This window comes from Corynebacterium sp. ACRPZ, from assembly GCF_022346205.1.
Classification (GTDB): Bacteria; Actinomycetota; Actinomycetes; order Mycobacteriales; family Mycobacteriaceae; genus Corynebacterium; species Corynebacterium lehmanniae.
This window is the reverse complement of sequence record NZ_JAKRMR010000030.1, coordinates 1-4632: the sequence shown is the minus strand read 5'-3', so window position 1 is coordinate 4632 and position 4632 is coordinate 1. Positions and strand designations below refer to the sequence as shown.

Here is a 4632-nt window from a genome sequence, read left to right as displayed (position 1 = left end):
GACGATATTCACAGACGATTGAAGTCGACACTCGGCGACGGCTACACCACCATCGCCGAACACCGACAAGCACTGAGTGCATAACAACGAGACAAAGTCCCCCAAATGCACTCCAAGAATTTGTCCGCATCCCCATTTTTCGCGGGGTAGCCGGTTGCAGGTAGCCGGTTTTGCGGGAGATCGGCAAGCGCGGCGAAAGGCGCCCCTAGCCGAGGCGCTCGACGGCGTCGACCACGAGGTCCCAGAACCGGTCCACGTCCAGGCGCGTCGCCACCGAAGTGTTGCAGGCCGGGTCTGCGGCGGACGCAGCAGCACCAGCAGCGCCACCGCCCGGCACGCCCGACGCGAGCGCGGACAAGCCAAGCGCGCCGAACGCGCGCAGGTCCGCCACGGTCCGCCCGCGCGTCAAGGCACCCGAAAGCTCCACCGACACCGGCACGGACACGGTCTCGACCACAGACGGGTCGATGACGTACGCCACCGCGCACGGGTCGTGGACCGGCGGGTTGTCAAAGCCCTGGGCGTTTTTGTAGTTGGAACGGAACGCGTCCACAAGCGCGGCCAGGAAGTCGCCGCTCGGCGTGCCCAAATTCCGAAAACGTTCCTGCACTGCGGGCGTCGCCAAGGCTTGGTGCGTCAGGTCCAGCCCAACCATGACCACGGGCCAGTCCTCGCCGAACACGATCGCGGCGGCCTCCGGGTCGACGGCGATGTTGAACTCCGCGGACGGCGAGAAGTTGCCGGCCCCGTACGCGCCGCCCATCAGCACGACCTCGCGCACCCGCGAGACAATGCGCGGCTCCAAGCGTGCGGCCAGCGCGATGTTGGTCAGCGGCCCGGTGGGCACCAGCGTCACGGTCCCTGGCTCTTCGCGCATCAGCGTATCGACGATCCACTGCACCGCCCCGATCTCCCCCACCGGAACTGCAGGTTCGGGCAGGTCGAAGCCGTGGATTTCCATGCCAGTGTTGCCGTGGATGTCTTCGGCCGTGACGACGTCGTTAAGCAAAGGCCTGGTCACCCCGCGGTAGACGGGGACATCGCGCAGACCGGCGACGGTAAGCACCTGCTGCGCGTTGCGCGTGACGTGGTCGATGGTGTGGTTGCCGCCGACGGTGGTCAGGCCGAGCAGCTCGATGTCCGGGTTGCCGGCGGCGAGCAGGATGGCGACGGCGTCGTCGTGGCCGGGGTCGCAGTCCAGGATGATTTTACGCACGGGCAGCCAGGTCCTCCGCGGCGATCGTGTCCGGAACGGTCTCCGGCTTCGGGATGAGGAAGGACGCCGCGAACGCGCAGCCCAGCAGGATCGCGCCGGCGATCATGCCCGCGCGGTAGCTGCCGTCGGTGGCGGTGAACACCGCGAAGATGATGGTGAACGACAGGCCGGCGCCCAGGTTGAACGCGCCGCCGTTGAGGCCCGGCAGGTAGCCCTGGTTGTGCTTCGGCGCCAGCACAACGCCAAGCGAGCCGAGCATGATGTTGGCCATGCCGGCGTAGGTGATGCCGGCTAGCAGCGACATCGCCAGCAGCATGCCGTGGGTGGCGTTGCCGACTACGACGGTGCCGAACAGCACGGACAGCGCCGCGCCGGCGATGCCGATCTGCAGGATGATCTTGTAGCCCACGCGGCCCGCGAGCCAGCCGGAGATCGGGCCCATGGCCAGGCCGGCCAGGGCGTACGGGGTCAGCGTCCACCAGGACACGACGCCGGCGGACATGCCCGGGCCGGCCGTCGGGTCCTGCGCGAGGTTGGGCACCAGGCCGTTCATCACGGCGAACACGCCGGTCATGGTCAGCGTGGTGGTGAGCAGCAGCGCCCAGGTGCGGCGCTGGGACAGCAGGTCGGTGGACATCAGCGGGTGCGGGCTGGACTTCTCGGTGCGCCAGAACCACACCAGCGACGCGCCGCCGACGACCAGCAGGAGGATCACCATGAACCAGTTCGCCGCGGCCAGCTCGCCGGCCATGTTCAGGGCGGTCAGCACCAGGCCGACGCCGACGACCAGGCCGACAACACCCTTCCAGTCCATGGGCTGGAGCTGGTCGGACTTGGTCTCTTCCACGCCGTACTGCACGGCGAACACGGCGATCAGCGCGGCGGCGCCGATGACCCAGAAGAGGGAGCGGAAACCGAAGGCGTCGGTAAGCCAGCCGCCCAAAATCGCGTCAATGCCGGCGATGCCGCCGTTGACCGAGGTGAGGATGCCCACCAGGAACGCGAACTGCTTCTCCTCGCGCACCGCCTGGCGCAGCATCACGGACGTCAGCGCCACGGTCGGGCCGGACACGCCCTGGATCACGCGTCCGATGAACAGCATGGTCACGTTGGTGGCCAGCGCGGCAACGATCGAGCCGATGACCGTGCCGATCATCATCCACACCAGCACCTTGCGGCGCCCGATCAGGTCACCCCAGCGCGGCATGAACAGCGCGAACACGGCCGCCGCGGTGAAGAACGCCGTCTGCGTCATGCCGATCTGCGCGGTGGTGGCGTTGAGGTCCATCTCCATCGTGTGCAGCGCCGGCGCGAGCATGGAGGCGTTGAGCTGGAACGCGAAAACGGCGACCAGCAGCGCCGTCATCAGGGGCACGACCTGGTTGGTCGGCAGCTTCTGCCCCGCTGCTGGTAGCGGGGTGTTTGTCGTAGTCATGCGTGCAGTTTAAAACACTGCGCACCGCGCGCCTACACGAAAAAGGCGGCGGCTACACCCGAAATGCGGGGGCATTTTGCCTATCGACGCCCACCTCACCGGCCCTACCCCCAGCGCGTTTGCGGGCGGGCCATGTGTCCGATTGAGTCGCGTCGCAATTGACCTGAGTTCACTGTAGGGGACGGCCCGGCTCGCACCCCTCCGCCCTGGGAAAACTCGCGCGGCTCGCAACGTGCGCCCGCGCGGAATTCAGGTTTTCGGCTACACGACTTTTTCGCGTACCTCCCTGGAGGTTTGCGGCCGCCCTACCCCAGCGCCTCCCACAGCGCAGTGTTGGTCTCCTGCCACAACGGCTTGGCCCAGTCGCCGAACTCGCGGTCCGTCAGCACCACGCACGCCTGCCCGCCCGCGACCCACAGGTACGTCCCGGCCATGCCGAAGTGCCCGACGGTGTCCGCGGGCATGCCGTCGCCGGTCCAGTGCGGCGCCTTCTCGCCCTTGATCTCAAACCCGAGGCCCCACTGGCACGGCTTCTGCATGCCGTAACCAGGCACAACGCCGCGCAGGTCGCCGAACTGGTTAGAAAAGGCCTCGCCAAGCGTCGACGGGTCCAGAAGACGCGGCGAGAGGAGCTCGGAGGCGAACGCAGAAAGGTCGCCGACGGTGGACCTCCCGCCGTGGCCGGCCGAGCCGTAGATTTCGGTGGAGTCCATGCCGAGCGGCTCGAAGACCCCCTCGCGGGCGTAGTCCGCAAACGCGATGCCGGTGGTTTCTTCGACGTGGTCGGCCAGGATCTCGTAGCCGGCCGAGGAGTAGATGCGGCGCTCCCCCGATTCCTTCTGCGGCTCGCGGGAGTCGAACCCCACCCCGGCAGCGTGCGCGAGGAGGTGGCGGATGGTGGAGTTGGGGGGACCGGCGGCGTCGTCAAGCTCGAATGCCCCCTCCTCCACCGCGAGGAGCACGGCGTACGCGGAGAGCAGCTTGGTCACGCTCGCGAGTTCGAAGACTTTGTCTTGGTCGCCGAACGTGGCTTCCGTGTCGCCGACGAGGGCCGCCGCGACGTTGTCCACCGGCCAGTTGCTGAAAAACTTCTCGAGCTCCATGCCGCCCACCTTACGTAGAAGCTCGTTTCTTCAGCTGTTCTTCGCCCTGACAGCCGCAACACGCACCTGTTCAAGCTTCCTTCGGTTTTCCGGGGTCAGCATGCTCGGGTCGTTGATAACCGGACGCCTTGGATCCAAAATATCGGAATGAACCAAGTCTGGTATTCCCCGCTCGAACAGATGCAATTTGGATTCGTATGTAAAAGCCCCTCGTGCTGCACTGATCTGCTTGGATTCCGCTAACCATTCGTAGCGAGAATTAGGAACAAGTTGGGATTCAACAGCGCGTTTAACGAGAGCGCAAACCCAATCCGCAAACTGGATGTTGGCCGAGAGCGTGCTATCAATATGCATCGGTGGTTCAATGATTCTCCGCATTTCCTCGAAGTCAGCGGCCCTTCCCAGAATGTGGGCGTACATCTGAGGTAGGCGTTGCTTCCGAGACTTCTCATTAATCTGATCCATCATCACCATCACCGATTGGTCGGGAGAGTGTCCGATTCTTTGTGTGCGGGGGGTTGGTTTACAAGTAGTCCGCGAATCGGTCGGGGTAAGCCACGGCTAGTTGGTTGATGGCTTGTTTCCACCCGGTGGCTTTCGCTCCTTCAATATAGCCGTTGCACTCAACGTCGCGCTTTGCTTTCTTCGCTCGCTGCGCAGCGCGCTTGTCTTCGATGTTGCAGATCATCAACCAAAGCGTCTTCAGCGCCGCGGTATCGTTCGGGAATTGACCCCGGTTACGAGTAGCTTTACGCAATTCAGCATTCAGCGACTCGATCGAATTCGTGGTGTAGAGCACCCGGCGTGCCGCCGGCGGAAACTGTAAAAACGGCACGAACCGCTCCCAAGCGTCGCGCCAAACTTTGACCGACTGCGGG

The 4632-nt window shown here is 65.0% G+C and carries 5 protein-coding genes; all 5 read right to left on the bottom strand.

The window, feature by feature from the left end; genetic code table 11:
- Positions 1–205: 205 nt before the first annotated feature.
- On the bottom strand, positions 206–1216 hold the full coding sequence (locus tag MHX64_RS11810; RefSeq protein ID WP_239357633.1) for a nucleoside hydrolase: 1011 nt from the start codon (positions 1214–1216) through the stop codon (positions 206–208).
- A complete protein-coding gene (locus MHX64_RS11805) occupies positions 1209–2651 on the bottom strand; it encodes an MFS transporter (protein ID WP_239357634.1) in 1443 nt (480 codons plus the stop codon). The genes MHX64_RS11810 and MHX64_RS11805 overlap by 8 nt, the downstream gene beginning before the upstream one ends.
- Before the next feature lie 305 nt (positions 2652–2956).
- Complete coding sequence (locus MHX64_RS11800; RefSeq protein ID WP_181888814.1) at positions 2957–3754, bottom strand: serine hydrolase; 798 nt, start codon at positions 3752–3754, stop codon at positions 2957–2959.
- A gap of 30 nt (positions 3755–3784) precedes the next feature.
- Positions 3785–4222 (bottom strand): DUF3800 domain-containing protein, encoded by a 438-nt coding sequence (locus tag MHX64_RS11795; RefSeq protein ID WP_239357635.1) that lies wholly within the window; start codon positions 4220–4222, stop codon positions 3785–3787.
- Between the two features lie 55 nt (positions 4223–4277).
- On the bottom strand, positions 4278–4632 hold a 355-nt coding region (locus tag MHX64_RS11790; protein ID WP_239357636.1), incomplete at its 5' end, for a transposase.

Coding starts and splice junctions, on each gene's coding strand:
- MHX64_RS11800 (WP_181888814.1), bottom strand. CDS start 3,754: ATGGAGCTCGAGAAGTTTTTCAGCAACTGGCCGGTGGACAACGTCGCG.
- MHX64_RS11795 (WP_239357635.1), bottom strand. CDS start 4,222: ATGATGGATCAGATTAATGAGAAGTCTCGGAAGCAACGCCTACCTCAG.
- MHX64_RS11805 (WP_239357634.1), bottom strand. CDS start 2,651: ATGACTACGACAAACACCCCGCTACCAGCAGCGGGGCAGAAGCTGCCG.